This is a genomic window from Oceanimonas sp. MB9, assembly GCF_011319775.1.
Lineage (GTDB): Bacteria > Pseudomonadota > Gammaproteobacteria > Enterobacterales > Aeromonadaceae > Oceanimonas > Oceanimonas doudoroffii.
In genome coordinates this window covers 112,877-135,660 of record NZ_VFBE01000011.1, presented here as the reverse complement: position 1 = coordinate 135,660, position 22,784 = coordinate 112,877, and the positions used below count along the sequence as shown (strand labels likewise).

Here is a 22,784-nt window from a genome sequence, read left to right as displayed (position 1 = left end):
CTTAGTTCGCCAAAGGAAAGGAAAAGAGTGCGCCAGTCAATATGAAAGGCGCATAAGGTGGTTCATTTACATGTTCCGGAGATAACATCGGAAGGTGCTGTTTCATATTTTCTGGAAATCTGTTCCATACCTTGGGTGCGGAATATAACCAGATTATCATCACGACTGTAGCGATGAAAAATAGCCATAATATTTTTGTTGAACCACAAGCGAGAGATAATGTCATCATCATTTTCACATCACCCGAACCCATTTTCCCCATTAGATATCCGGGGAGGGTCAGGGAAAGAGAAAGCAGGGCGGCCGTAATGCCTTCACTAACCGGCTGTCCTGTCAGCGTGGTGCCAAAGTAGAACATCCATATCAAAGCCACTCCCAATCCATAAAGAATCAGCTGGTTTGATATTTTTTTCTCTCTGGCATCCTGCCAAGCACACAATGTTATCCATGTAATAATTGTAATGTAAGTCATTTTATGTTCATGCTATGTGGTAATAGAGGGAGTGTGACGATTAAGTATAGTTCAAATGACGCGCCTGACTTTGTTACGATAATGTTGATATGTTAGCTGCTCAATTCGAGCCGGAGCAAGTGGGTGAGTGAATGTAGATCACATTTTTTCATGTAAAATGATTGTCGGAATCAGCAAGCCCCCTCTTTCAAATAAACGACCTAGATAGGACGAGTGTTTTTAAGTTAGAGTAGGGGGCTTATATTTTTAACATTTCAGTCTCTTTCAAGTACAGAGTGGTTTATTGATATAAATGAGCCTCGAATTGGCAAAGGGCGGCGCGGCTTAACCGAGTTAACTAACGTCTCATACGCCAACAACAGCCAAGCAATGAGGGAGAAGACCCTTTATCCCTCGACTTCTGAGTTATGGTTGTTCAAAAATATTCAAGGTCGTTGCCAAATCATTCCGCTATCACTCCTTTTAACTCCTGAATAAACTGGAGCCAAGTTTACATTTAGCCATCATTCAGCGCGCCAATCGTGGTTCTGTTGGTTCAAATTTTATGAATTAATGGCCCTGTTGCCGGGTGGCGCTAACGGCTTCCTTGTACCCTGAACCGGTTGGCTCCGGGTTAAAAGGCCTGATTTTAGGAGATTCCATGATCACTATCAGAAACGCTCATGAACGCGGCCGGGCCAGCTTTGGCTGGCTGAACAGCCGGCATACATTTTCATTTGGTCATTATTACGATCCCGCACACATGGGTTTTTCCCGGCTGCGAGTGATCAATGACGACTCGGTTGCACCGGGAGCCGGCTTCGAGACTCACGGCCACAGAGACATGGAGATCATCAGTTATGTGTTGGAAGGCAGCATTGCCCACAGGGACAGCTCAGGTAACGAAAAGGTGCTGACCACGGGTGAGTTTCAGCTGATGTCTGCCGGCCGAGGCATTCTGCACAGCGAATTCAACCCTTCAACGACTCAACCGCTGAAGTTTCTGCAGATTTGGATAGAGCCCGAGGTGAGCGGTGGTGAGCCAGGCTATCAGCAGAAGGACTTTGGCAATGAGCCCGCCCTCACCCTGGTGGTCAGTCCGGACGGTGCCGAAGGCTCGCTGGTGATCAAGCAAGACGCCCGTCTATATCAGTTATGGCTGGAACAGGGGCAAGAGAGTAGCCTGGCGCTGACTTCCGGGCGCCGGGCCTGGGTGCAACTGGTAGAAGGAGAGTTGTCCGTCAATGGCGAGCGGTTGGCTCCCGGTGATGGCGCCGCCATCAGTAACGAATCCCGTCTGGACTTTACCGCCCTTCGGCCGGTGCGCGCGCTGATATTTGAGCTGCCCTGAGGCTGCCGCAACTCAATGCCACCCCTTCGACCACAAAAGCCCCGGGCCTGCGCCCGGGGCTTTTTTCTGTTGCGGCCGTGGGTTCAGGCCTTCAATCCAGCAGGGCCTGGGCAATTTGCTGCCATTCCTCTTTGATGGAGCAGGCCGGGCGTTTCTTGCCGGCGCGGCCGTACCAATAGTCGGCGTTCCACAGCACGCCTTCCACATGATGCAGATAGGCGTGCACCCAGGCCGAAGGCTGGTCGCCGTTGTCACGAATGCACTCGTGGGCTTCCTCCCACTGGCCGTTGGCGTCGAGCCAGAGGGCAGTGAGGGCATCGGACAGGCCGGCAGGTGGTTTGGGCTGATTGAGTGAGGCGTGAAAGGCCTTGAAGTTCATTCGAGTGGCTCCCTGCGGGTGTAACTAAAACTTGATGAAGGTCACAGTTTACCACAGGCATTGCAGAATCAGGATGGCGCCGCGCCATGCACATAACGCCCTCCCTGCACACACCTTTACCTCAGGGAAGATCCTCATGTGCAACTGATATCGTCGGTTCAGGGCACGCTGACCGCGCTGAACTCCTGACCGAGGCGGCGAAAGGCATTCAGCACCAGTCCGTTGTCACGAATTTCCAGGTATTGCAGGCGGCCATCGGCGGCCAGCACCAGGGTGAGCTGCTGGCCGGCCTGCAGCCGGCTCAGAGGCTTGTAGGAAGGCTCGGCGCGCACCAGGGCAATCAGCTCCTGGCCAGGCAGCTGCCAGTCCCGGAACAGTGAAGACAGGGTTTCACCGGAGGTCAGGGTATGGTCGATGCGCTTGCCGCCGGTGGGCACGTCAATCACCCGCTTGTCGGCGTCGCTCAGGGGCACCGTCAGGCTGCCGGTCACCGGGCCGGAGGGAGCGGGGGGCGCCGGTTGCCAGCCCAGCAGCAGCAACCAGGCCGGAACCAGCACCAGCAGTGCCAGTCGGTGCCGGCGGGGGAACTGCCCCAGGGCAGCCAGCAACTGGCCCAGCCCTCGGCGGGCCGGAAGGGTTAGCTGATTGATACGAGTGCCGGTCGACACTCGTTGATGGCCTCTGGCTGCACTTTTTCTTCTGGTCATAATCCCCTCCGTCGCGGCCACAAGTGTATCCAGCGCCAACCAACTCCACAAGCGGGTGAGCCTGCCTTTTTGCGGCCGAAGCTGGGCGCGCGACAAGGCGTTTCGCCCGTGCGCCCCGGGTGCTAAAATAGCCACCGATTCACTTCCACGAGGCCTGTTTGGCCCCTTCACTCAATCAAGGCAGAAAGAATGACAGTTAAAACTCGGTTCGCCCCCAGTCCTACCGGCTTTCTCCATGTAGGCGGTGCCCGCACGGCGCTGTACTCCTGGCTCTATGCCCGTCACCAGCAGGGCGAATTCGTGCTGCGCATTGAAGACACGGATCTCGAGCGTTCCACCCAGGAGGCCATCGACGCCATTCTGGAAGGCATGAACTGGCTGGGGCTGAGCTGGGATGAGGGCCCTTATTACCAGACCAAGCGCTTCGACCGCTATAACCAGCTGATCGACCAGTTGCTGGAAGAAGGCAAGGCCTACAAGTGTTACTGCTCAAAGGAGCGGCTGGAAGGCCTGCGTGAGCAGCAAATGGCCGCCGGCGAAAAGCCCCGTTACGACGGCACCTGCCGCCATGGCAGCCGGGATCACGCCGCCGATGCCCCCCATGTGATCCGTTTCAAGAACCCCACCGAGGGCAGTGTGGTGTTTGATGATCACGTGCGTGGCCGCATCGAGTTTGCCAACGATCAGCTGGACGACCTGATCATTCGCCGCACCGACGGCGCCCCCACCTACAACTTCTGCGTGGTGGTGGACGATTGGGACATGGAAATCACCCATGTGGTGCGCGGTGAAGACCACATCAACAATACCCCGCGCCAGATCAACATTTACCAGGCCCTGGGCGCTCCGGTGCCGGAGTTTGCCCATGTGTCGATGATCCTCGGTGACGACGGCGCCAAACTGTCCAAACGCCACGGCGCGGTCAGCGTGATGCAGTACCGGGACGACGGCTACCTGCCCCAGGCCCTGCTTAACTATCTGGTGCGGCTGGGCTGGTCCCACGGTGATCAGGAGATCTTCAGCCTGGATGAGATGGTTTCTCTGTTCTCCCTGAATGCCATCAGCAAGTCGGCGTCCGCCTTTAACACCGACAAGCTGCTGTGGCTGAACCAGCACTACATCAAGACCCTGCCCGCCGAGGAAGTGGCCGGCCACCTGGAATGGCACATGCGTGACCAGGGCATCGACTTTTCCCGAGGCCCGGCCCTGGCCGAGGTGATCGGCCTCTATGCCGAGCGTTGCAACACCCTGAAGGAACTGGCGGCCCAGAGCCGTTACCTCTATGAAGACTTCAGCGAGTTCGAGGCCGGCGCCGCCAAGAAGCACCTGCGCCCGGTGGCGGCCGAGCCGCTGGCCCTGGCCCGTACTCGGCTGGCAGAGCTGGCCGACTGGCAGCCCGCCGCCATTCACGAAGTGGTGAACGCCGTGGCCGCCGAACTGGAACTCGGCATGGGCAAGGTAGGCATGCCGCTGCGGGTGGCGGTGACCGGCATTGGCCAGTCGCCGGCCATTGACGGCGTGATGGCCCTGCTGGGCAAGGACAAGGTGCTGGCCCGCATCGACATGGCCCTTGCCTTTATTGCCGAGCGCGCCCAGGGCTGATCAGCCCTGCTGAAATGAATAAACGGCGTTGCCAAGGCAACGCCGTTTTTCTATCCAGTCACCTTAGTGTTTCACCGCCAAGTGTTCGCATTATCACCTCATTGTTTAAAAAATGATTGCTTGAACGGTTTTTTTTATTTGGCGGTTGACTCTGAACGGCCCTGTGCCTATTATGCGCATCGCTCGCAGGGACAAGCTTCCTGCAACGACTTAAGCGGGGCTATAGCTCAGCTGGGAGAGCGCTTGCATGGCATGCAAGAGGTCCGCGGTTCGATCCCGCGTAGCTCCACCACTTAAGTCGAGAGCAGTTTCTGCCAAATGGGGTTATAGCTCAGCTGGGAGAGCGCTTGCATGGCATGCAAGAGGTCCGCGGTTCGATCCCGCGTAGCTCCACCAGGCGGCAGAAACTAACACCAGTAAAACAGTATTGTTTTGGGGCTATAGCTCAGCTGGGAGAGCGCTTGCATGGCATGCAAGAGGTCCGCGGTTCGATCCCGCGTAGCTCCACCAAAACAATCTGACCCAATTCGGGGCTATAGCTCAGCTGGGAGAGCGCTTGCATGGCATGCAAGAGGTCCGCGGTTCGATCCCGCGTAGCTCCACCAAATTTAAAAAGCCGCAGTCGACTGACTGCGGCTTTTTTCGTTTTAAACCGTCACTGGTTTTTTTCACTTTCGGTGCGCACAATGAAGCAAACTCGAACGAGACTGTTTTCATGGAGCACTTCGATCATATCTTTGCCCGGGCCTGCGCCCGTCATGGCGGCGAGGCCGCGCTGCGCCGGCTGATTGCCACCCCGGTTCTGAGTCCCGCCGAGCTGGCCGCCATTCCCGACGACCGCTGGCTGTCTTCCTTTACCATGAGCCTGTTTCAGTCCGGTTTTGTGTGGCGGGTCATTCGCGACAAGTGGCCGGACTTTGAACGGGCCTTTTTTGGCTTTGATCCCCATAAAATGCTATTGCTGGACGAGCATCACCTGGAGCGGCTCAATCATGATCCCAGCATAGTGCGCCACGCGAAGAAGATTGCTGCGGTGCCGGTCAATGCACAAATGGTGCTGACCCTGGGCAGGGAGCTCGGTGGCTTTGGCGCCTTTGTGGCGAACTGGCCGACCACCGACATGGTGGGCCTGTGGCAGCAAATTCGCCGGCACGGTCGCCTGCTCGGGGGCAATATCGCCCCTTATGCCCTGCGCCGGCTGGGGGTGGATACCTTTCTCTTTACCGGCGATGTCGGTGGCTATTTGCAGCATCACGGCGTGGTAGATGCGGCCCTGGGCAGCAAAAAAGGCATGAGCCAGGCCCAGGCCGCCTTTAACACCTGGCGTGAGCAAAGCGGCCTGAGCCTGAGTGAAATCAGCAAGACCCTGGCCTTTTCCATTGGTTAGGGCGTGAGATAGGGTGTGAGAAACGCACTGACCTGTTGTGCGATCAGCGGCTGGGCGGCGGCGGTGGGGTGAATGCCATCGTCCATCATCATGCCACTCTGGCCGATTAGCGGCGCCACAAAAAACGGCAGCAGCGGCACACCGTGCTGATCCGCCAGCCGGCTGAATACCCCTTCGAACTGCTGCAGGTAGCGTTGGCCATAGTTGGGAGGCAGCTGAATATCGGTGAGAATGACCCGGGCGCCGGCTTCATTGGCCAGGGCTATCAAGCGCTCGAGGTTGCGCTCTATCAGCCGGGGCGGCAGGCCGCGCAGGCCATCGTTGCCGCCCAGTTCCAGCAGCACCAGGCTGGGCCGGTGTCGTTGCAGCAGGGGGGGCAGCCGTTGCAGTCCCCCTTGAGTGGTGTCGCCGCTGACGCTGGCGTTGACCACGGTGATTTGCCGGCCTTCCTGCTGCCATTGCTCGGCCAACAGATGGGGCCAGGCCTGCTCGGCACGCATGCGATAACCGGCGCTCAGGCTGTCACCCAGCACCAGCAGGGTGTTCGCCCACAGGGCGGGAGACAATAACCAGATCAACAGCACAAGGATTCGCAGCATGACAACCTCTTCCATTATTCGCGTGGTGGATCTCGCGCACCGGGTCAGCCTGGGCGACGAGCACCTCACCATCCTTCAGGGTGTCAACCTCGAAGTCAAGGCCGGCCAGAGCCTGGCGCTGGTGGGCGCCTCGGGCTCGGGCAAGTCGACCCTGCTGGGGCTGCTGGCGGGGCTGGACTCCGCCAGCGAGGGCGAGATCCATATCGCCGGCAAATCCCTCGCCAGCCTGAACGAAGAGCAGCGCGCCGTGTTGCGGGCGGAGCACATCGGTTTTGTGTTTCAGTCCTTTCTGTTGCTGCCTACCCTGACCGCCCTGGAAAATGTCATGCTGCCCGCCGAGCTGAAAGAGGGCAATGGCAACCGGGAGCGTGCCAGGGCGCTGCTGGAGCGAGTGGGGCTGGGGGCGCGCATGAGCCACTTTCCTGCCCAACTGTCCGGGGGCGAGCAGCAGCGAGTGGCCATCGCCCGCGCCTTTATGACCGGGCCCGACATTCTCTTGGCGGACGAGCCCACCGGCAATCTGGATCACCAGACCGGCGGCCATATCATCGATTTGCTGTTTGAACTTAACCGTCAGCACGGCACTACCCTGGTGATTGTCACCCATGATGACTCCCTGGCCGGCCGCTGCGAGCGGCGCCTGCTGATGACCGCCGGTCATCTGGAGGAGCAGCATGGCTAGCCTGGGCTGGGGACTGATTCGACGGGAAGTGGCCAGCGGCCCGCTGCGACTGTTTGTGCTGGCGCTGGCGTTGTGTGTGGCCAGCATTCTCAGTGTGACCCTGGTGGCGGACCGGCTGAACGCCGCGCTCAAGGTGTCGGGACGGGACTATATCGCCGCCGATCGGGTGCTGAGTGGCAGCCGGCCTGCCGAAGCGTCATGGCTGGCCGAGGCCCAGGAGCGGGGGCTGCAGGTGTCGGTGGGGCAATCCTTTAACAGCGTGCTGTTTGCCAACGAGCAGTTGCAACTGGCCAGCATTCGCGCCGTGGACGATGCCTTTCCATTTTACGGTGAGCTGGTCTTGGCGCCGCAAGGCCAGGTAAAGCCGGGCTATATCTGGTTGTCGGCCCGGCTGCTGGCGCTGCTGAACCTGGCTCCCGGGGCCACGGTGGAGCTGGGTAACCTGCGGCTGATCGTGGCAGGAGAGCTGGTGAGCGAGCCGGATCAGGGCTTTTCTCCCTTCTTGCTGGCCCCCAGGGCCCTGATGCACCTGGATGACGTGGCTGCCACCGGCATTTTTATGGAAGGCAGCCGCAGCCGCTACCGCTACCTGTTCAAGGGCGACGACAAGGCCCTGACGGACTACGCCCGCTGGCTGCAGCCGCAGTTGCAGCAGGGCCAGCGTTGGCGCGGCCCCAATAACGCCGACACGCCGGTGGCCCGCTCCATTACGCGGGCCGAGCAGTTCTTTCGGCTGGCTTCGCTCACCGGCGTGTTGCTGGGCATTCTGGCCATGGCCATCGCGCTGGGGTATTTCTCCCGTCGAGAGCAGGACCGCATTGCCCTGCTTAAAACCCTGGGGGCGGGGCGGCGGCAGTTGCTGGCCTGGCTGGCACGACTGCTGACGGGCTTGATGCTGCTTGGCGCCCTGCTTGGTGCGGTAGCGGGTTATGGCGTGCATCAGCTGATCCTGCTGGCCCTGGGCGAGGCCATGGCGATACCGCTGCCGCCGCCTTCGCTCACGCCCTTTTTGGTGGCCGGTGGCCTGGCCCTGCTGACGACCCTGATGCTGTCGGTGGTGCCCCTGCTGCGGTTGTTGGGGGTGCCCCCGTTGCGAGTATTGCGCAACGAGGCCGAGGCACGCATTTCGCCCTGGCTTAGCGGTGGCATACTGCTGGCGGGTGTCGTGGTGCTGAGCTGGCTGTTCGCCGGCAGCCTGGGGCTGGCCGGCGGCCTGCTGCTGGGACTGCTGGCACTGGTACTGGTGCTGGGCGGGCTGTGCCGAGTGTTGCTGGCGCTGGCCCGGCTACCTCGGGGCAGTGTGGCCTTTCGACTGGCGCTGGGCCGGCTGAACCGGGCCCGCCTCGCCACCCTGCTGCAGTTTGGTGGCGTGGCACTGGCCCTGTTTCTGGCCAGCCTGTTGTGGGTGGTACGGGGCGAGCTAACCGAGGGCTTTCTGGCCCGGTTGCCTGCCGACACCCACAACCGTTTTCTGATCAATATTGCCGACACCGAGCTGGATCCGGTGGCGCAGCTGCTGAGAGACAACGGGCTGGACTCATCGCGCTTCTATCCCATCGTACGCGGGCGGCTGGCGCAGGTGAATGCGGTGCCGGTGGCGGAGATCAGCAGCGAGCGGGGCGGCGGCCTGGGCCGTGAGCTCAACCTCACCTGGAGCGAAGAGGTTCCCGAGGGCAACCGCATCGTGGACGGCCAGTGGTCGGCCGCCGCCGGCGGTGTGTCGGTGGAAAGCGGGCTGGCGGAGCGGCTCGGGCTGGTGCTGGGCGACATCCTCACCCTGGATCTGGCCGGACAAAGGGTCTTTGCCGAGGTGCGTAGCCTTCGTGAGGTGGATTGGGACAGCATGAAGCCCAATTTTTACCTGGTGTTGAGCCCGGACGTGCTGGCCGACTACCCGGCGGCCTGGATGGCGAGCTTTTACCTGCCCGAACGCCTTAAGGCGGTGGAGGTGGAGCTGATCCGTGCCTTTCCCACCATTACAGTGTTTGACGTTGAGGCCTTGCTGCAACAGTTGCGCACCATACTGGCCCAGGTCAGCCGGGCGCTGCTGGTGATCATGGCGTTGGTCACTGGGGCCAGCCTGCTGGTGCTGCTGGCCCAGGTGGAAGCCACCCTGGCCAGTCGCCGGCGGGAGCTGGTGCTGCTGCGCACCCTGGGGGCGGGCAACCGGCTGATCCGCGCCTCGTTGCGCTGGGAATGGCTGGGCGCGGGGCTGGTGGCCGGGCTGGCGGCAGCGCTGGCGGTGGAGCTGTGCGTGGCGGTGTTGCTGCCCTGGTGGCTGGATCTGCCCTGGCAGCCGCACCCTGGGTTGTGGCTGGCGTTGCCGGCCCTGGGCGCCGTGCTGTTGTTGCTTACCGGCCGCGCCGGCGGCCTGCTCAGCGGGGCCTTGATAAACCGGTTGCGGCAGTGGGGATAGTGCGCGATCCGGGCTGCGGCGCGCCCACGCGAACAAGACAGTTCGCGTGGGCCAGGCGCCCTTACAGCCGGGGGGCGCTCAGGGTTTCTTTCAGGGCCTTGTCGAGGGTGGGGTAGCGAAAGTGAAACCCCGCCTGTTGTAGTCGCACCGGCATCACTCGCTGGCCGGTCAGCAGCAGGTCGGCCATTTCACCGAACAGTAGCTTCATGGTCCAGGCCGGCACTCGGGCGAAATGGGGCTTGCCCAGGTTACCGGCCAGGGTTTTGCTGAACTGGGCATTGGTGACCGGCTCGGGGGCGGTGGCGTTATAGGCGCCATTGCATTCCTCGTGCTCCAGCAAGAACAGGATCAGATTGACCACGTCTTCAATGTGGATCCACGACATGTATTGCTTGCCCGAGCCGATAGGGCCTCCCAGGCCAAAGCGATAACTGGGCAGCATCTTTACCAGGGCGCCGCCTTCGGCGCCCAGTACCACTCCCAGGCGAATGCGGCACACGCGAGTGTGTTCGGTTTCGGCCTGCTGAGCCAGCTCCTCCCAGCGGGAGCAGACCTCGTGGCTGAACTCAGGGTGAGGGTGGGTGTCTTCGTCCACCAGGGTGTCACCCTGGCGACCGTAAAAGCCCACCGCCGAGCCGCTGATTACCACGGCGGGCGGGTTGCTGCCGGCCTTGATCTTTTCCACCAGTTGCTCGGTGATGCGCCAGCGGCTGTGGCAGATACGCGTTTTCTGGGACGGGCTCCAGCGTTTGTCGGCAATGGGTTCGCCGGCGAGGTTGATAACGGCGTCAAACTGATCGAGATCGGGCAGGTCATCAAGGGAAGGCAGGGCGTCAATGTCGTGCCCCAGGCGCTGATACACCTTATTGGGTGAACGGCTCAGTACCGACACCTGATGGTGCGGACGCAGGTGACTCATCAGGCGGCTGCCGATAAAGCCGGTTCCTCCGGTAAGCAGTATCTTCATCGCTGGCTCCTTCAAGTGGCGGGGCCTGAGTGGCCCCGCGCCAGACGAGGGTTATCCACATTATCTGTGAGTAAGTCTGTAGATTACCCCGCCTTGTCAGGATAGTTGGTTGATCTTAATGATAAAATCAAAAGCGTGCAGGGATCCGGCAGGATCACTTCAACGCGGCCAGGGCTCCCTCGTAGTCGGGCTCGTTGGTCAGTTCGGCCACGCGCTCAACATGGGTTACCTTGCCGTTTTCGTCAATGCATACCACGGCACGGGCGGACAGGCCGCGCAGGGCGCCGTCGCTCAGGGCTACGCCGTAGTCGGCCAGGAACTCGGTGTGACGGAAGGCAGAGGCCACCTGCACGTTTTCCAGGCCTTCGGCGGCGCAGAAGCGGCTGCCGGCAAAGGGCAGGTCCATGGACACACACAGCACCTGGGTGTTGTTCAGGCCGGCGGCCTTTTCGTTAAAGGTGCGCACGCTGGTGGCACACACGCCGGTATCCACGCTGGGGAAGATGTTCAGCAGTACCTTCTTGCCCTTGAAGTCGCCCAGCTTGATGTCGCTCAGATCGGCGCCGGTCAGGGTGAAGTCGGGAGCAGCCTGGCCTACGGTCGGCAGCTGGCCGGAAACGGCAACGGAATTCCCCTGAAAAGTAACGGATGACATTGAGACTCTCCTGATGATTGCGGTTGTTGGTGATTGGTTATCAGTATGAGTGACTAAGGTAACAGTTTTCCGCATTGGACACAGCTTTTATCGTGCGAGAACAGCGTCGTGCGAAGCCGGCCCTGCCGGCCTGATCACGGGCCTCAGGGCTCCTCGATAAAGGACTTGTCCAGCTGCTTGAACGCCGAGTTCAGGGTCTCTCCCAGTTCAAAATAACGGGGGCGGGACACCGGTGCCTTGACCCGGCCGCCGGCGGCGGCCAGCTTGTCGTGAATTTGCAGGTACCATTCCCGCAGCGACGGCGGCAAATGGGTATCGGCCCGCTTGCCCAGCCAGTAATAGCCCTGCAACGGCAGGCTGGCCAAAAACAGCACCGAGGCCACCACGCTGGGCCAGTAGTGGGGGGCACCAAACTGAAACTGCAGCAACAGGCTCAGGGTGATCAGCGCCGGCATGGTGCGTACCCCATAACGAGTGGCGACCATAATGCGGCATTCGGGAAACAGCGGCGCCAGACGGCGCTCCTGTGGCCAGATGGCCAGGTATTGCTGGCCGCGATGCAGGGTGTGGGTAAAGGGACTCATATGTCCTCCAGGCAGTCTCCTGCGGTGTAGCTAATTTTCAGATTAGCGATTCAAATCAAAAAAAACGCCGTGTCTGGCTGTTATTTTACCACAGACAAAAGGTTAATATTCGCCATCCAACTGGCCGGTTAACATAGCGGCCATGTTACGGATGACCCCCGGCCAGTCTACCCTTTGGTAAAGCGCCTTTTCTCAAGGATAGAGTTAAAGTGATATTTATTGCCCGTTTTATGGCGGGCAAGTGGTTTCGCAAATCCGAAAGAAAGGATTTTCAATGAGTAACGATCTGGTCCTGGTGCTGAATTGCGGCAGCTCCTCCCTCAAGTTCGCCATTCTGGACGCCGAAAGCGGCAGCGAAAAGCTGTCCGGCCTGGCCGAATGCTTTTACCTTGCCGACGCCCGTATCAAATGGAAGCTTGATGGTGTCAAGGCCGATGCAGCACTGGGGGCCGGAGCCGCCCACCAGCAGGCCCTGGATTTCATTGTGGAGCACCTGCTCAAGCCTCACCCGGAGCTGCTGCAAGGGCTGGTGGCGGTGGGCCACCGAGTGGTGCACGGTGGCGAACGTTTTACCCGTTCGGTACTGATTGACGACGAGGTGATCGCGGGCATCGAGGCCTGCGCCAGCCTGGCGCCGCTGCATAACCCGGCGCACCTGGTGGGCATTGCCTCGGCCCGCAGTGCCTTTCCGGCACTGCCCCAGATCGCGGTCTTTGATACCGCCTTTCATCAGACCATGCCCGAGCAGGCCTATCTGTACGCCATTCCTCATTCCCTGTACCGGGAACACGGCATTCGCCGTTATGGCATGCATGGCACCAGCCACTACTTCATCACCCAGGAAGCGGCGCGCGTGCTCAACAAGCCGGTGCACGAGCTCAATATCATCAGCTGCCACCTGGGCAACGGCGCCTCGGTATGCGCGGTGAAAAACGGCGAGTCGGTAGACACCTCCATGGGCCTGACCCCGCTGGAAGGCCTGGTGATGGGCACCCGCAGCGGTGACATTGATCCGGCCCTGATCTTCCATCTGCACGATGCCCTGGGCTACAGCGTGGATCGCATCAATACCCTGCTGACCAAGGAATCGGGCCTGCTGGGCCTGACCGAGCAAAGCAGCGACTGCCGTTTTGCCGAAGACAATTACGATCAACTGCCCGAGGCCAGGCGCGCGCTGGACATTTTTGCCTACCGCCTGTCCAAATACATTGCCGGTTATGCCTGTGCCCTCGACGGCCGGCTGGATGCCATCGTGTTCACCGGCGGCATCGGCGAGAACTCTTCTCTGGTGCGCGAACTGACCCTGTCCAAACTCGCATTGCTGGGTGCAAAGGTGGACGACGCCGCCAACCAGGCCGCCCGATTCGGCAAGGCCGGCTGCATCAGTCAGGCCGGCAGCCTGCCGGTGTGGGTACTGCCCACCAATGAGGAGTGGGTGATCGCCCAGGATGCGCTGGCGCTGTCTCGTCTGTCACCTGCGGGGGAAGACCAATGACCAGAACCATCATGCTGATCCCGGTCAGCAGCGGCGTGGGCGCCACCTCGGTCAGCCTGGGCATGGTGCGTGCCATGGAGCGCAACGGCGTTAACGTCAGCTTCTTCAAGCCGGTGTCCCAGCCGCGCTCCCGGCGCAAGGTGCAGGATCACTCCACCGCGGTCATGGCCAACGGCTCCAACCTGACACCGCCGGAACCCTTTGCCCTGAGCTATGCCGAGAGCATGATCTCGGCGGGCAACCTGGACGTGCTGCTGGAGGAAATCGTCGCACGCTTTGAAAAGCACGTTTCCGAAAGCGGCGCCGAGGTCGTGGTGGTGGAGGGCCTGATCCCCACCGACAAGCAGCCCTTTGCCAACCGCATCAACTATGACATTGCCAAGGCACTGGATGCCGACATGGTGTTCGTGGCCCAGCCCGGTAGCGACAGCAGCCAGCACCTGAAGGAGCGATTGGAGCTGGCCTGTGCCAACTTTGGCGGCGTGATTAACAAGCGCATTGTGGGCTGCATCATTAACAAGGTGGGCGCGCCGGTGGACGAGCAGGGCAACGCGCGACCCGATCTCACCGAGATGTTCAATCCCGGCTACAAGGGCGAGCATGTCACCGCCAACCTGGAAGTGCTGCAGGTGTTCGGCAAGACACCGCTGCGCATTCTCGGCTGCATTCCCTGGAATACCCAGCTGGTGGCCCCCCGGGCGGTGGATCTGGCCCGTCACCTCAATGCCACCATCATCAACGAGGGCGGACTGCACACCCGCCGGCTGCAAAGCGTCACCTTCTGCGCCCGGGCGCTGCACAACATGGTGCAGCACTTCAAGCCCGGCAGCCTGCTGGTGGCCTCGGGAGATCGCTCCGACGTGATCGTGTCGGTGTGCCTGGCGGCCATGAACGGCGTCAAGATCGGCGCCCTGCTGCTGACCGGCAGCTATCACCCCGAGCCCCAGATCATGGACCTGTGCCAGCGTGCCACCGAAACCGGCCTGCCCATTCTGATGGTCAACACCAATACCTGGCAGACGGCGGTCAGCCTGCAGCACTTCAACCTGGAGATTCCGGTGGACGACGCCGGCCGCATCGAGGCGGTGCAGGACTACATGGCCGGCCATATCGACAAGCACTGGATCGAGTCGCTGTCGGCCAAGTCCGCCCGCAGTCGCCGGCTCAGCCCGCCGGCGTTCCGCTATCAGCTCACCGAGCTGGCCCGCCGCGCCGCCAAGCGCATTGTGCTGCCGGAAGGGGATGAGCCGCGTACCATCAAGGCCGCCGCCATCTGCGCCGAGCGGGGCATTGCCCGGCCGGTACTGCTGGGCAACCCCGAAGAAATCCTGCGCATCGCCGCCCAGCAGGGCGTGGTGCTGGATGACAAGGTTGACATCGTGGATCCGGCCGAGGTGCGCGACAACTACGTGGAGCGGCTGGTGGAGCTGCGCAAGTCCAAGGGCATTACCGAGGTGGTGGCCATGGAGCAACTGCAGGACAACGTGGTGCTGGGCACCATGATGCTGGAGCGGGATGAAGTGGATGGTCTGGTGTCGGGCGCGGTCAACACCACCGCCAACACCATTCGGCCGCCGCTGCAGATCATCAAGACCGCGCCGGGCTGCTCGCTGGTGTCGTCGGTGTTCTTTATGCTGCTGCCGGATCAGGTGCTGGTGTATGGCGACTGTGCCATCAACCCGGATCCGAGCGCCGAGCAGCTGGCGGAGATCGCCATTCAGTCGGCGGAGTCGGCCCGGGCCTTTGGCATTGATCCCAGAGTGGCAATGATCTCCTATTCCACCGGCACCTCTGGCACCGGCGCCGACGTGGAGAAGGTGCGCGAGGCGACCCGTCTGGCCCAGGAAAAACGCCCGGATCTGGTGATCGACGGTCCGCTGCAGTATGACGCCGCCATCATGGAAAATGTGGCCAAGTCCAAGGCGCCCAACTCGCCGGTAGCGGGCAAGGCCACGGTGTTTATCTTTCCGGATCTGAACACCGGCAACACCACCTACAAGGCGGTGCAGCGCTCGGCCCAGCTGGTGTCCATCGGCCCCATGCTGCAGGGCATGCGCAAACCGGTGAACGATCTGTCCCGTGGCGCCCTGGTGGACGACATCGTCTACACCATTGCCCTCACCGCCATTCAGGCCGGTCAGCAGGGCGGCGCCGCCTGATCCCCACCGCGCCGGCGTAAACCACGCCGGCGCACTTGCAAAAACCACCACGATTGGCGAGTCTGGGACACTGCTTGCGCTTGAGAACCCGCCATGAACTTTCTTTCCCAGCCACTGCAAAGCCAGCCCGAGCCGGACTGGGCCCGGCTGCAGGCCCTGCCCATTGTCGATAAGGGGGAGCCCCTGGTACCCCTGGGCCTGGTGCCGTCGCCGCTGCGTGTTTATCCCGCTTATTTCCATTTGGGGGTGCCGGGGGCGCTCACCGAATGCTATGTGCGCCGCCCGGTGCTGGAGCGATTGCAGCAGGCGGCCATGCTGCTGCCCGCCGGGGTCGAGCTGGTGGTGCTGGATGGCTGGCGCCCGTTCCGGGTGCAACAGTATCTGTATGAAACCTTGGTGGATGCCCTCAGCCGGCAGTATCCCGACGAGGACGAGCAGGGCCTGTTGACTCGGGCTCGGCACTTTGTAGCGCCCCCGAGCGCCGATGACGCCGCGCCCAGCCCGCACCTCACCGGCGGCGCCGTGGACGTCTGTCTGTGCGATGGCACCGGGCGCTTGCTCAACATGGGCACCGGCTTTGACGATATCAGCCCCTGGTCGTATACCGCCGCCTTTGAGTCGGTGGTCAGACCCGGTGCCGAGGAAGCCGAGATCATCGAAAATCGCCGGCTGCTGCACAGTTGTATGACCCGGGCCGGCTTTACCAATCTGCCCAGTGAATGGTGGCATTACGACTACGGCAATCAGAGCTGGGCCTGGTACAGCCAGCAACCCCATGCCCTGTTTGGCGTGGCCCAGCAACACAGTCTGGCCGAGCGCTGGCGTGCCCAGGTGGCCAGCGCCGGCGGTTAACCGATCCCTCCTTTCCGCATTTTTCACTGCACCGGACCGCTCCCGACTGAATAATCGAGGGCGAATCCGGTGTCGGCTGCCGCATTGCGCTGCCTGTCGCCTAATTTTCCACCAGAAAAAAGTGTGACGATCACAGCATTTTTACATATTGGCCCGGTGGCAGCACCATGACAGTTGGGCCAGTTTCTTGCCGGCCGGCAGTCCTGAATGCAGTCTGTGTGAACGTGGATTTTTTGGTTAGATCTTTAAAAACAAGGTGTTAAATATTGGTTTTAAACGGATGCGACTAAATTGGTCGCGTGTTTTTATTTTCAATTTAAATGGGTTTATTGGTTTAAATAAATATTGTAAATGGTGTTAACCACTTGTTATCGTCCTCGTTGCGGAGTAATTTTCCTGCACTTGCCGCACATCGAACAGGATTGACGTGCCGGCAATGAATGATTCAGAACGATGTGCTGCTTTTCTGTAGCCATCACCCGTTCAACAAAGGATGTAACCATGAACGAACTGGTTAATGCCATTAACGGCTATATCTGGAGCCTGCCCCTGATCTATCTGTGTCTGGGCGTGGGTCTGTATTTCTCCCTTCGTACCCGCTTTCTGCAACTGCGCCATATCAAGGAAATGGTTCGGCTGATGTTCCAGGGCAACTCCTCCGCCGCCGGCATCAGCTCTTTTCAGGCGCTGGCACTGTCACTGTCCGGCCGGGTAGGTACCGGTAATATCGCCGGTGTGGCCACCGCCATCACCTTTGGCGGCCCCGGCGCCGTGTTCTGGATGTGGGTCGTGGCCTTCCTGGGCTCGGGCACCGCCTTTGTGGAGTCGGCGCTGGCGCAAATCTACAAGGAAAAAGACGACAACGGCCTGTATCGCGGCGGTCCGGCCTTTTATATCGAGAAAGGGCTGGGCATCAAATGGTACGCCTGGGTCTTTGCCCTCTCCACCGTGCTCGCCTGCGGCATGCTGCTGCCCGGCGTGCAGGCCAACAGCATCGCCTCCGGCATTGAGAACGCCTTTGGCATTCCCACCACCGTTTCTGCCGCGGCCGTGGTCATCCTGCTGGGTCTGATCATCTTTGGTGGCGTCAAGCGTATCGCTCACTTCACCCAGGTGGTGGTGCCCTTTATGGCACTGGGCTACATTCTGGTGGCCTTTGTGATCATCGTGCTCAACATCGGTCAGGTGCCCGAGGTAGTCAGCCTGATTGTGGGCAGCGCCTTTGGCATGAAGGCCGGTTTTGGCGCCATTCTGGGCCTGGCCATTGAGTGGGGTGTGAAGCGCGGCATCTATTCCAACGAAGCCGGTCAGGGTACTGGTCCCCACGCCGCTGCTGCGGCCGAGGTTTCTCACCCCGCCAAGCAGGGCCTGGTGCAGAGCTTCTCTGTCTATATCGACACCCTGTTCGTGTGCTCCGCTACCGCCTTCATGATCATCATCACCGGTGCCTACAACGTGATGGGCAAGGCCGGCGACGCCATTGTGGAGCAGCTGCCCGGCGTGGAAGCCGGCCCCGGCTACACCCAGGCGGCAGTCGAGTCGGTGATGCCCGGTTTTGGCGGCATTTTTGTGGCGGTGGCGCTGTTCTTCTTCGCCTTTACCACCATTCTGGCTTACTACTACATCGCCGAAACCAACATCGCCTATATCAATCGCAAGGTGCACCGCCCCTGGCTGATGTTTGCGCTCAAGCTGGTGCTGATGGCTTCTGTGGTGTACGGCTCGGTCAAGACCGCCGGCCTGGCCTGGGGCCTGGGTGACATCGGCGTGGGCCTGATGGCCTGGCTCAACATCATTGCCATTCTGCTGCTGCAAAAGCCGGCGCTGATTGCCCTGAAAGACTACGAGGAGCAAAAGGCACAGGGGCTGGACCCCACCTTTGACCCGGTCAAACTGGGCATCAAGAATGCCGACCACTGGGTGAAGGGCAAACGGTCACAGGCCGCGGACGCCGAAGGCTCGGTGTCTCCCGAGGCCCAGGCCGAGCGCAGCTGACCCCTAAACTAGCATCTGGGCCGGACGTTGTTCCGGCCCTTTTTCATTCTGGCGGTATCAAAAGCCAACACTGGTCCCACAGTGGCGCCGCCGCTTGTGCTTATACTCGAGCTGAAGCCCCCATTGCGCCAACATCACTGAATCAACAAGGAGAGCATCATGGACAGCAGCAATGCACTGTGGCAAACCGGCTGGTATTGCAACGGCCAGTGGCAGGACACCCAGGAAAGCTACGAGGTGCTGAACCCGGCCAGCGGCGAATTGCTGGCGCGGGTGGCCCGTTGTGGCGCTGCCGAAACCGAGCAGGCCATTGCCGCCGCGGCGGCTGCCTTTGACCAATGGCGCCACAGCACGCCCAAGGAGCGCACCGCTGTGCTGCGTCGTTGGCATGATCTGATGCTGGCGCACCAGGACGAGCTGGCCGAACTGATGGTGCTGGAGCAGGGCAAGCCCCTGGCCGAGGCCAAGGGCGAGGTGGCCTATGCCGCCAGCTTTCTGGAATGGTTCGGGGAAGAAGCCAAGCGTGCCGGCGGCGATACCATTCCCAGTCCCAAGCGGGAAAACCGGCTGTGGGTGATCAAGCAACCGGTGGGGGTGGTGGCCGCCATCACCCCCTGGAACTTTCCCATGGCCATGATCACCCGTAAGGTGGGCCCGGCCATCGCCGCCGGCTGCACCGCCGTGGTCAAGGCGTCCAGCGTCACGCCGTTGTGCGCCAACGCCCTGGCGGTGCTGGCGGAACGGGCCGGACTGCCGGCGGGGGTGCTTAACCTGGTGTCGGGCGATTCCGGCCCCATTGGCGAGGCGCTGATGCAAAGCTCGGCGGTGCGCAAACTGTCGTTTACCGGCTCTACCGGCATCGGCAAAAAGCTGATGGCCCAGGCCGCCGGCACGGTGAAAAAGCTGTCGCTGGAGCTGGGCGGCAATGCGCCCTTTATCGTGTTTGACGATGCCGATCTTGACGCCGCCGTGGCCGGTGCCATGGCCTCCAAGTTTCGCAACACCGGCCAGACCTGCGTGTGTGTAAACCGCTTCTATGTGCAGGACGGTATCTACGACAGATTTGTGGCCCGCCTGGCCGAGGCGGCCGACGCCATGAAGGTGGCGGAAGGCCGGGAGGACGGCGCCCAGCAGGGGCCACTGATCACACAAGCGGCGCTCGACAAGGTGGAAGAGCACGTGGCCGATGCGCTGAAAAAGGGGGGCCGGCTGGTGTGCGGCGGTGCCCGCCATGCGTTGGGCGGCACCTTCTACCAGCCCACGGTGATCGCCGATGCCAATGAGGACATGTTGCTGGCCCGGGAAGAAACCTTTGGTCCGGTGGCCGCCTGTTTCCGCTTTACCGACGAGGCGGATGCGGTGCAACGGGCCAACGACACCCCCTTTGGCCTGGCCGCCTATTTCTATACGCGGGATCTGAACCGGGTATTCCGTGTGTCGGAAGCCCTGGAGTCGGGCATGGTGGGCGTGAACGAGGGCATTATTTCCAACGAGGTGGCGCCCTTTGGCGGCGTGAAGGAATCGGGCCTGGGCCGGGAAGGCAGCCAGATTGGCCTGGATGAGTTCCTGGAAACCAAATACGTCAACCTGGGGAACCTGGTTCAGTAAGCCTGCTTGGGTGGTGCCGAAACGCAACCTCGGGCACGAAAGCAACAGCCGAATCAACAAGGGCCGCATTAGCGGCCCTTTTTTGTTATTCGCTCAGCATGGCTTCCATCGCCGCTTCCCGTTGCTCCCGGGACAGCGTTTTCGGCTCGCTGGAGTTCGGCGTGCTCGGCTTGTCTGCCGCAGCTTTGGCCTGCTGGTTTTCCAGCGCCTTCAGCTTTTCCTCCGTCTGCTGCAACTGGGTGCGGGTGGCGTCCAGCTCGTTTTGCAGCGGGGCGGCGGCCAGTGCGGTGGCAGGGGCTGCCAGCAGGGCGCCACCCAGGGGCGGTGCCGGCTGCTGGGCGGCCTTGGTCAGCCAGCCCTGCATCTCGTCGGGCCAGACCGCGGCCTTGCCAGTGTGCGACTCGCTGAACACGCGGGTCTGATCGTTGGCGCTCAGCAGCACCGACATCTGGTTGCTGTCGGCGTTCCATACCAGGCCGGCCTTGTCGGCGCCGGTCTGCTCGGCGGTGCGAGACACCAGATAGAACAAGGGGCCTTCCTGCTGTAGCTCGCCGGCGGTGCGCAGCAGCGATACCGTGGTGTCGTAGTGAGGGCCAAGCAGGCTGGTCATACGGGTTTTTATCACCGGCTGCTCAAACAGGTTGGTGGTATTGGGATCCAGCCCCACCATGGGTTTGAGCATGGCCCACATCAGCTGGCCCGGTCCCATGGTCAACAGGGGCGCCACACAGGCACTGAGGGAGAGGGAAAGCAGGGCGGCCTTGAGCAGAACAGACAGACGCATTCGAATATATAATCCAGGCTATTGATAATAATAAAGTTTTACCTGTTTGAATCCGTCGACGAGGCGGCGGTCATGAACAGGCCGGCGCAAATTAGCACAACCTGGGGAAAAAAAGATCAACCTCGATGAAAAATAGTCGAACGGCCGAGGATGACATGATTACCGCGCCATTTTTTGGCATGCTGACGGCCACGAACCTGAGGGCAAATTCAAATGAAACACTGGCTTTTACCCATGATGGCGGCATGGCTGCTAAGTGCCTGCTCGCCCGCCGAGCAGCAGCACCTTCGCCTGCTCAGCGGCGACTGGGACACGGCCCGGGCCACGACCGAGCTGGCCCGGCAAGAATTGGAGCAGGCCGGTTTTGCGGTGACCGTGGAGCAGGTGGCGCCGGGGCAAATCTGGTCGCGGCTTGCCGCCGGCGAGGCCGATGCCAGTCTCTCCGCCTGGCTGCCCGACAGCAGCCGGCACCATGCCGAGCGTTTCTTCGACAGGCTGCACGATCTCGGCCCCAACGGCCCCATGCTGCGGCTCGGGCTGGCGGTGCCGGCCTCGGCCACCCAGGCCCGTATCAGCGAGCTGGCCGGCAGTGATTATGGCAACAACAAGATCGTCGGCATGATGCCCGGCCACGGCAGCCTGGTGCTCACCGAACAGGCACTGGCTCGCTATCACCTCGATGAATACCAGTTGCTGTCCGGCTCGGGCGAAGCCTACCGTCACCTGGTGAATACCGCCATTGAGCAGCAGTTACCGGTAGTCATCGCCGCTTGGTCGCCCAGCCGAGTGATGCTGCACCCGCAGCTGAAATGGTTGAAGGACGACCAGGGCCACTTTGCCGCCGGCGAGCGGGCCCATACCCTGGTGCGCCGGGGCCTGGAAGACAGCGCCCCCAGGGCCATGGAAGTACTGGGCAGCATTCGCCTTACAGAAGACGAGTTGACCGCCCTGCTGCGACAGGTGGCCTCCGAGCCCGATCTCACCCTGGCGGTCAACCGGTGGCGGGCGGAGCAGAGTGAAGCCGAGCCCGTGCAGTAACCACCAGTCTGGCGACATTTGTCCGTGGATTGGGGTTTGATCTGGAGCCACGTGCGGCGCAGCCTTGTGTCTTGCGCTAACCCCATGGGGAACTTGGTGGTAGCCTCTCTCTGTTTGGGGTAAGGGAAATATCAGTCATGCGAGCAAAAAAACAATTGTCCCAGGTCACGGATTTTGATTTGCGTCTGTTGCGCCTGTTCAAGGTGGTGGCCGAGAGTGGCAGTTTTTCCGCGGCCGAAAGCGCCCTCGGCATTACCCGCTCGGCGGTCAGTCTGCAAATGAGTGATCTGGAAAAGCGTCTGGGCATGCGCCTGTGTCAGCGCGGCCGGGCCGGCTTTGCCCTGACCGACGAGGGACGGGAGGTGCTGCGGGCCGGCGAAGTGCTGCTGACCGCGGTCGAAAATTTTCGAGGGGAAGTCAATCAGATCAACAATCAGCTGCGCGGCGAACTCAATATCGGCATCGTCAATAACCTGGTGACGCAGCCGCACATGAGCATTACCCGGGCCCTCAAGGCGTTACGCGAACGCAGCGATGAAATCAGGATCAACATCAGCATGAGCACGCCCGGAGAGATTGAGCGTGGCCTGTTTGATGGCCGTCTGCATGTGGGGGCGATACCGCTCAATACGCCGTTATCGGGCCTGGACTACAGCCTGCTCTACGAGGAGCATGCCAGCCTGTATTGCAGCCATGAGCATCCCTTTTTTCATGAGGAGCACGGGCTCGATGACGAGCGGTTGGGGGCGGTCGATGCGGTCGTGCCCAGCTATCGCATGACGGAGCAAGCCATTGAGTTGCATCGCATGCTTCACTGTACCGCCACCGCCTCCGATCGGGAAGGCATCGCCTTTCTTATCCTTACCGGCAGTTATATCGGCTACCTGCCGGATCACTATGCCGCCAAGTGGGTGGCCAAGGGCCAGATGAAGGCGCTGTGTCCGGAGCGCCTGTTCTTTGACTCCCGGCTGGCCATCGTGACCCGCAAGGGGCGACGCCCCAACCTGTTGCTGGAAACCTTTCTGAATTCCCTGCCATCGCTCGGCTGAATGCCGACCCTGTTACCGGCCGTA

General features: G+C 61.1%; 20 protein-coding genes and 4 tRNA genes. 16 read left to right on the top strand and 8 right to left on the bottom strand.

Annotation, left to right across the window (positions count from 1 at the left end):
• Position 1 precedes the first annotated feature (1 nt).
• Positions 2-472 carry a prepilin peptidase gene (locus OJHNALOF_RS16850; protein WP_165662767.1) on the bottom strand — a complete coding sequence of 157 codons (471 nt, stop codon included), beginning with the start codon at positions 470-472 and terminating at the stop codon, positions 2-4.
• A 640-nt stretch (positions 473-1,112) separates the two neighbouring features.
• Here OJHNALOF_RS16850 and OJHNALOF_RS16845 point away from each other — a divergent pair.
• Positions 1,113-1,802, top strand: a complete 690-nt coding sequence (locus OJHNALOF_RS16845) for a pirin family protein (RefSeq protein WP_165662766.1) — start codon at positions 1,113-1,115, stop codon at positions 1,800-1,802.
• Positions 1,803-1,893: 91 nt separating this feature from the next.
• Here the strand turns inward: OJHNALOF_RS16845 and OJHNALOF_RS16840 are convergent, their stop codons facing one another.
• A complete protein-coding gene (locus tag OJHNALOF_RS16840; protein ID WP_165662765.1) occupies positions 1,894-2,181 on the bottom strand; it encodes a hypothetical protein in 288 nt (95 codons plus the stop codon).
• A 158-nt stretch (positions 2,182-2,339) separates the two neighbouring features.
• Positions 2,340-2,888 carry a LysM-like peptidoglycan-binding domain-containing protein gene (locus OJHNALOF_RS16835; protein WP_165662764.1) on the bottom strand — a complete coding sequence of 183 codons (549 nt, stop codon included), beginning with the start codon at positions 2,886-2,888 and terminating at the stop codon, positions 2,340-2,342.
• Positions 2,889-3,077: 189 nt separating this feature from the next.
• Between OJHNALOF_RS16835 and gltX the strand changes: the two genes are divergently transcribed.
• The 6 genes from gltX (at position 3,078) to OJHNALOF_RS16805 (ending at position 5,877) form a co-directional block, all read left to right on the top strand.
• Positions 3,078-4,490, top strand: coding sequence for a glutamate--tRNA ligase (gene gltX, locus OJHNALOF_RS16830; protein WP_165662763.1), 1,413 nt, complete (start codon positions 3,078-3,080; stop codon positions 4,488-4,490).
• Between the two features lie 216 nt (positions 4,491-4,706).
• Positions 4,707-4,782: transfer RNA gene (locus OJHNALOF_RS16825), tRNA-Ala, on the top strand.
• A gap of 28 nt (positions 4,783-4,810) precedes the next feature.
• A tRNA-Ala gene (locus OJHNALOF_RS16820) sits at positions 4,811-4,886 on the top strand.
• Positions 4,887-4,924: 38 nt separating this feature from the next.
• Positions 4,925-5,000, top strand: a tRNA-Ala gene (locus tag OJHNALOF_RS16815).
• Positions 5,001-5,019: 19 nt separating this feature from the next.
• Positions 5,020-5,095, top strand: a tRNA-Ala gene (locus OJHNALOF_RS16810).
• 110 nt (positions 5,096-5,205) lie between these two features.
• Positions 5,206-5,877 carry a DNA-3-methyladenine glycosylase I gene (locus OJHNALOF_RS16805; protein ID WP_165662762.1) on the top strand — a complete coding sequence of 224 codons (672 nt, stop codon included), beginning with the start codon at positions 5,206-5,208 and terminating at the stop codon, positions 5,875-5,877.
• Here OJHNALOF_RS16805 and OJHNALOF_RS16800 read toward each other — a convergent pair.
• Positions 5,874-6,476, bottom strand: a complete 603-nt coding sequence (locus OJHNALOF_RS16800) for an arylesterase (protein ID WP_165662761.1) — start codon at positions 6,474-6,476, stop codon at positions 5,874-5,876. The two genes, OJHNALOF_RS16805 and OJHNALOF_RS16800, sit on opposite strands and share 4 nt — an antisense overlap.
• Here OJHNALOF_RS16800 and OJHNALOF_RS16795 point away from each other — a divergent pair.
• Together OJHNALOF_RS16795 and OJHNALOF_RS16790 are read left to right on the top strand one after the other, a co-directional pair.
• Positions 6,475-7,158 (top strand): ABC transporter ATP-binding protein, encoded by a 684-nt coding sequence (locus tag OJHNALOF_RS16795; RefSeq protein ID WP_094201755.1) that lies wholly within the window; start codon positions 6,475-6,477, stop codon positions 7,156-7,158. The two genes, OJHNALOF_RS16800 and OJHNALOF_RS16795, sit on opposite strands and share 2 nt — an antisense overlap.
• Positions 7,151-9,574 (top strand): ABC transporter permease, encoded by a 2,424-nt coding sequence (locus OJHNALOF_RS16790; RefSeq protein WP_165662760.1) that lies wholly within the window; start codon positions 7,151-7,153, stop codon positions 9,572-9,574. The genes OJHNALOF_RS16795 and OJHNALOF_RS16790 overlap by 8 nt, the downstream gene beginning before the upstream one ends.
• Before the next feature lie 61 nt (positions 9,575-9,635).
• Here the strand turns inward: OJHNALOF_RS16790 and OJHNALOF_RS16785 are convergent, their stop codons facing one another.
• From OJHNALOF_RS16785 to yfbV, 3 genes are all read right to left on the bottom strand, one after another.
• Positions 9,636-10,541, bottom strand: coding sequence for a TIGR01777 family oxidoreductase (locus OJHNALOF_RS16785; protein ID WP_094201753.1), 906 nt, complete (start codon positions 10,539-10,541; stop codon positions 9,636-9,638).
• Between the two features lie 154 nt (positions 10,542-10,695).
• Positions 10,696-11,196: a thiol peroxidase gene (tpx, locus tag OJHNALOF_RS16780; RefSeq protein WP_165662759.1), complete on the bottom strand. Its 501-nt coding sequence runs from the start codon at positions 11,194-11,196 to the stop codon at positions 10,696-10,698.
• A gap of 143 nt (positions 11,197-11,339) precedes the next feature.
• On the bottom strand, positions 11,340-11,780 hold the full coding sequence (gene yfbV / locus OJHNALOF_RS16775; protein ID WP_094201751.1) for a terminus macrodomain insulation protein YfbV: 441 nt from the start codon (positions 11,778-11,780) through the stop codon (positions 11,340-11,342).
• Positions 11,781-12,054: 274 nt separating this feature from the next.
• Here yfbV and OJHNALOF_RS16770 point away from each other — a divergent pair, with 274 nt between their 5' ends.
• The 5 genes from OJHNALOF_RS16770 to OJHNALOF_RS16750 all read left to right on the top strand — a co-directional run bounded on the left by OJHNALOF_RS16770 (position 12,055) and on the right by OJHNALOF_RS16750 (position 19,889).
• Positions 12,055-13,275: an acetate kinase gene (locus OJHNALOF_RS16770; RefSeq protein ID WP_094201750.1), complete on the top strand. Its 1,221-nt coding sequence runs from the start codon at positions 12,055-12,057 to the stop codon at positions 13,273-13,275.
• Positions 13,272-15,434 (top strand): phosphate acetyltransferase, encoded by a 2,163-nt coding sequence (pta, locus tag OJHNALOF_RS16765; RefSeq protein WP_165662758.1) that lies wholly within the window; start codon positions 13,272-13,274, stop codon positions 15,432-15,434. The genes OJHNALOF_RS16770 and pta overlap by 4 nt, the downstream gene beginning before the upstream one ends.
• Before the next feature lie 93 nt (positions 15,435-15,527).
• The gene (locus tag OJHNALOF_RS16760) at positions 15,528-16,286 is read left to right on the top strand and encodes a M15 family metallopeptidase (RefSeq protein ID WP_165662757.1); all 759 of its coding nucleotides are present in this window, start codon (positions 15,528-15,530) and stop codon (positions 16,284-16,286) included.
• Between the two features lie 501 nt (positions 16,287-16,787).
• On the top strand, positions 16,788-18,281 hold the full coding sequence (locus OJHNALOF_RS16755) for a sodium:alanine symporter family protein (RefSeq protein ID WP_165662756.1): 1,494 nt from the start codon (positions 16,788-16,790) through the stop codon (positions 18,279-18,281).
• A gap of 159 nt (positions 18,282-18,440) precedes the next feature.
• A complete protein-coding gene (locus OJHNALOF_RS16750; protein WP_165662755.1) occupies positions 18,441-19,889 on the top strand; it encodes an NAD-dependent succinate-semialdehyde dehydrogenase in 1,449 nt (482 codons plus the stop codon).
• 85 nt (positions 19,890-19,974) lie between these two features.
• On the opposite strand, the gene OJHNALOF_RS17185 is transcribed toward OJHNALOF_RS16750, so the two are convergent.
• Positions 19,975-20,673, bottom strand: a complete 699-nt coding sequence (locus OJHNALOF_RS17185) for a hypothetical protein (protein ID WP_206063777.1) — start codon at positions 20,671-20,673, stop codon at positions 19,975-19,977.
• A gap of 213 nt (positions 20,674-20,886) precedes the next feature.
• On the opposite strand from OJHNALOF_RS17185, the gene OJHNALOF_RS16740 reads away from it, so the two are divergent.
• Positions 20,887-21,711, top strand: coding sequence for a glycine betaine ABC transporter substrate-binding protein (locus tag OJHNALOF_RS16740; protein WP_165662754.1), 825 nt, complete (start codon positions 20,887-20,889; stop codon positions 21,709-21,711).
• Positions 21,712-21,848: 137 nt separating this feature from the next.
• Positions 21,849-22,760, top strand: a complete 912-nt coding sequence (locus OJHNALOF_RS16735; RefSeq protein ID WP_165662753.1) for a LysR family transcriptional regulator — start codon at positions 21,849-21,851, stop codon at positions 22,758-22,760.
• Positions 22,761-22,784: the final 24 nt, after the last annotated feature.

Coding starts and splice junctions, on each gene's coding strand:
- OJHNALOF_RS16850 (WP_165662767.1), bottom strand. CDS start 472: ATGACTTACATTACAATTATTACATGGATAACATTGTGTGCTTGGCAG.
- OJHNALOF_RS16845 (WP_165662766.1), top strand. CDS start 1,113: ATGATCACTATCAGAAACGCTCATGAACGCGGCCGGGCCAGCTTTGGC.
- OJHNALOF_RS16840 (WP_165662765.1), bottom strand. CDS start 2,181: ATGAACTTCAAGGCCTTTCACGCCTCACTCAATCAGCCCAAACCACCT.
- OJHNALOF_RS16835 (WP_165662764.1), bottom strand. CDS start 2,888: ATGACCAGAAGAAAAAGTGCAGCCAGAGGCCATCAACGAGTGTCGACC.
- gltX (WP_165662763.1), top strand. CDS start 3,078: ATGACAGTTAAAACTCGGTTCGCCCCCAGTCCTACCGGCTTTCTCCAT.
- OJHNALOF_RS16805 (WP_165662762.1), top strand. CDS start 5,206: ATGGAGCACTTCGATCATATCTTTGCCCGGGCCTGCGCCCGTCATGGC.
- OJHNALOF_RS16795 (WP_094201755.1), top strand. CDS start 6,475: ATGACAACCTCTTCCATTATTCGCGTGGTGGATCTCGCGCACCGGGTC.
- OJHNALOF_RS16800 (WP_165662761.1), bottom strand. CDS start 6,476: ATGCTGCGAATCCTTGTGCTGTTGATCTGGTTATTGTCTCCCGCCCTG.
- OJHNALOF_RS16790 (WP_165662760.1), top strand. CDS start 7,151: ATGGCTAGCCTGGGCTGGGGACTGATTCGACGGGAAGTGGCCAGCGGC.
- OJHNALOF_RS16785 (WP_094201753.1), bottom strand. CDS start 10,541: ATGAAGATACTGCTTACCGGAGGAACCGGCTTTATCGGCAGCCGCCTG.
- tpx (WP_165662759.1), bottom strand. CDS start 11,196: ATGTCATCCGTTACTTTTCAGGGGAATTCCGTTGCCGTTTCCGGCCAG.
- yfbV (WP_094201751.1), bottom strand. CDS start 11,780: ATGAGTCCCTTTACCCACACCCTGCATCGCGGCCAGCAATACCTGGCC.
- OJHNALOF_RS16770 (WP_094201750.1), top strand. CDS start 12,055: ATGAGTAACGATCTGGTCCTGGTGCTGAATTGCGGCAGCTCCTCCCTC.
- pta (WP_165662758.1), top strand. CDS start 13,272: ATGACCAGAACCATCATGCTGATCCCGGTCAGCAGCGGCGTGGGCGCC.
- OJHNALOF_RS16760 (WP_165662757.1), top strand. CDS start 15,528: ATGAACTTTCTTTCCCAGCCACTGCAAAGCCAGCCCGAGCCGGACTGG.
- OJHNALOF_RS16755 (WP_165662756.1), top strand. CDS start 16,788: ATGAACGAACTGGTTAATGCCATTAACGGCTATATCTGGAGCCTGCCC.
- OJHNALOF_RS16750 (WP_165662755.1), top strand. CDS start 18,441: ATGGACAGCAGCAATGCACTGTGGCAAACCGGCTGGTATTGCAACGGC.
- OJHNALOF_RS17185 (WP_206063777.1), bottom strand. CDS start 20,673: ATGCGTCTGTCTGTTCTGCTCAAGGCCGCCCTGCTTTCCCTCTCCCTC.
- OJHNALOF_RS16740 (WP_165662754.1), top strand. CDS start 20,887: ATGAAACACTGGCTTTTACCCATGATGGCGGCATGGCTGCTAAGTGCC.
- OJHNALOF_RS16735 (WP_165662753.1), top strand. CDS start 21,849: ATGCGAGCAAAAAAACAATTGTCCCAGGTCACGGATTTTGATTTGCGT.